This is a genomic window from Actinomadura meyerae (assembly GCF_900188445.1).
In the GTDB taxonomy this organism is placed as follows: Bacteria; Actinomycetota; Actinomycetes; order Streptosporangiales; family Streptosporangiaceae; genus Spirillospora; species Spirillospora meyerae.
Map to the genome: position 1 here is coordinate 1 of NZ_FZOR01000099.1, position 2,660 is coordinate 2,660.

The window sequence follows — 2,660 nt, forward strand, 5'->3', positions numbered from 1 at the left end:
AGGGCGGCGGCGAAGGCGGGGAAGGCGGTGTAGAGGTCGCGGCCCATGCCGGGGCGTTGGCTGCCCTGGCCGGAGAACACGAACGCCGTACGACCCGACACCGCCTCACCGGACAGGACGCCGCTCTCGGCATGCCCCTCGGCGAACGCCGTCAGCGCGGACTTCAGCGCCTCGGGCGAGCCGGCCACGACGGCGGCCCGGTGGCCGAACGACGCACGGCCGGTGACGAGTGAGTGGGCGATGTCGGCGGGCGACCCGCCGGCCATCCCGGCGAGGCGACCGGCCTGGGCGCGGAGGGCCTCCGGCGTCCGGGCGGAGAACAGCCACGGTGCCGGCACGAGACCGGACGGCCGGTCCGGCTCTTCCTCCGCCTCCTCGGCGGGGGCCTCCTCCAGGATCACGTGGGCGTTGGTGCCGCTGATGCCGAACGACGAGACGCCGGCACGCCTGGGCCGGTCGGTCCGCGGCCAGGGCACCGGCTCGGTCAGCAGCCGGACGGCCCCGGTCTCCCAGTCGACGTGCGGGGTGGGTTCGTCGACGTGGAGCGTTTCGGGCAGCAGGCCGTGCCGCATGGCCAGCACCATCTTGATGACCCCGGCGGCCCCGGCCGCGGCCTGGGTGTGCCCCAGGTTCGACTTCACCGAACCCAGCCACAGCGGACGGTCCCGCCCCTGCCCGTAGGCCGCCAGCAGCGCCTGCGCCTCGATCGGATCGCCAAGCGTGGTGCCGGTGCCGTGCCCCTCGACAGCGTCGATGTCGTCCGGCGTGAGCCGGGCGGCGGCCAGGGCGTCCTCGATCACGCGCTGCTGCGCGGGCCCGTTCGGCGCGGTCAGCCGGCTGCTCGCGCCGTCCTGGTTGACGGCCGTGCCCCGGACGACGGCGAGCACCGGATGCCCGTTGCGCCGCGCGTCCGACAGCCTCTCCACCAGCAGCAGGCCCGCGCCCTCGCTCCAGCCGGTGCCGTTCGCCCCGGCCGAGTACGAGCGGCATCGCCCGTCCGGCGACAGTCCCCGCTGGCGGCTGAACTCGACGAACGTCGTCGGGGTCGCCATCACGGTGACGCCGCCCGCCAGCGCCAGGTCGCAGTCGCCCGCGCGCAGCGCCCGCACGGCCAGGTGCAGCGCGACCAGCGACGACGAGCACGCCGTGTCGATGGTGACGGCCGGGCCCTCGAAGCCGAAGGTGTAGGCGACCCGCCCGGACGCGATGCTGCCCGCGCTGCCGCTGCTCAGATGGCCCTCGAACTCCTCCGGAGGTTCCGGCAGCCGGGAGGCGTAGTCGCCGTACATGATCCCGGTGAACACGCCGGTGCGGCTGCCGCGCAGCCCGTGCGGGTCGATGCCCGCGCGCTCCAGCGCCTCCCACGCGGTCTCCAGCAGGAGCCGCTGCTGCGGGTCGATGGCCAGGGCCTCGCGGGGGCTGATCCCGAAGAACGCCGGGTCGAAGTCGGCGGCGTCGTGCAGGAAGCCGCCCTCGCGGGTGATGGACCGCCCGACGCCGTCCGGGTCGGGGTCGTAGAGGCGGTCGACGTCCCAGCCCCGGTCGGCGGGGAACTCCGACACCGCGTCGACGCCGCCGGACACCAGGTCCCACAGGTCCTCGGGCGCGGCGACGCCGCCGGGGAAGCGGCAGCCGATCCCGACGACGGCGATCGGCTCGCGCCGGGCCCGCTCGGTCTCGCGCAGCCTCCGCCGGGTGGCCTGGAGGTCGGCCGTGACACGCTTCAGGTAGTCGCGGAGCTTGTCCTCGTTCGCCATGTGCGCAGCGGTCCCTTTCTCAGGCGGTGCCCAGCTCGTTGTCGATCAGGTCGAAGATCTCGTCGTCGGAGGCGGCCGCCAGCTCCGCGGACTCCGGCGCGGCGTCCTCCAGCCGGGCCAGCAGGTCGCGCAGCCGGGCCCGGACCTCGGCGGAGCCGAGCGCCGCGGGGTCGGCGGCGAGCCGGTCCAGCTGCGCCAGCGCCGTCCGGTACGCGGCGCCGTTCCCGCCGGCCCCGGCGTCCGGGGGCGCGGCGTGCGGGGGCGCGGCGTCCAGGTGCGCGGCGTGCAGGTGCGCGGCGAGCGCGGCCGGCGTCGGGTGGTCGAACAGCAGCGTCGCGGGCAGCCGCCGCCCGACGGCCGAGCCGAGCCGGTTGCGCAGCTCGACGGCGGTCAGGGAGTCGAATCCCTGGTCCATGAAGCCGCGTTCGAGGTCCACCAGGTCGGGGGAGGGGTGGCCGAGCGCGGCGGCGGCCTCGGCGCGGACCAGTTCGAGGACCACGCGCTCCCGCTCCTCGGGGGGCCGGCCGGCGAGCCGCGCCGCCAGGTCCGGGCGCCGCGCCGGGGCGGCCGGGCGTCGTGCGGCCGCCCCGGCCAGGTCGCGCAGCAGCGGCGGCAGGGCGTCGCGGGCGGCCAGGTTCCGCAGCGCCGGCAGGTGGAACCGGGCCGGGACGACGGCCGCGCGGCCGAGCCCGAGCGCCGCGTCGAACAGCTCCAGCGCCTCGTCCGGGCCGAACGCGCCGATGCCGGAACGCGACAGCCTGCCGCGCGCCGCCTCGTCCAGGCCGCCGGCCATACCGCCGTCCTGCTCCCACAGGCCCCACGCCAGCGACAGTGCGGGGAGTCCGAGTGAGGCGCGGTGTTGGGCGAGTGCGTCGAGGTAGGCGTTGGCGGCGGCGTAGTTGC

Annotated in this window: 2 protein-coding genes; both read right to left on the bottom strand. The window is 76.6% G+C overall.

What is annotated here, in order from left to right:
• On the bottom strand, positions 1–1,757 hold a 1,757-nt coding region (locus CHF16_RS39025), incomplete at its 3' end, for a type I polyketide synthase (protein ID WP_143228385.1).
• Positions 1,758–1,776: 19 nt separating this feature from the next.
• A partial coding sequence (locus tag CHF16_RS39030; RefSeq protein WP_143228387.1) for a phosphopantetheine-binding protein occupies positions 1,777–2,660 on the bottom strand: 884 nt, incomplete at its 5' end.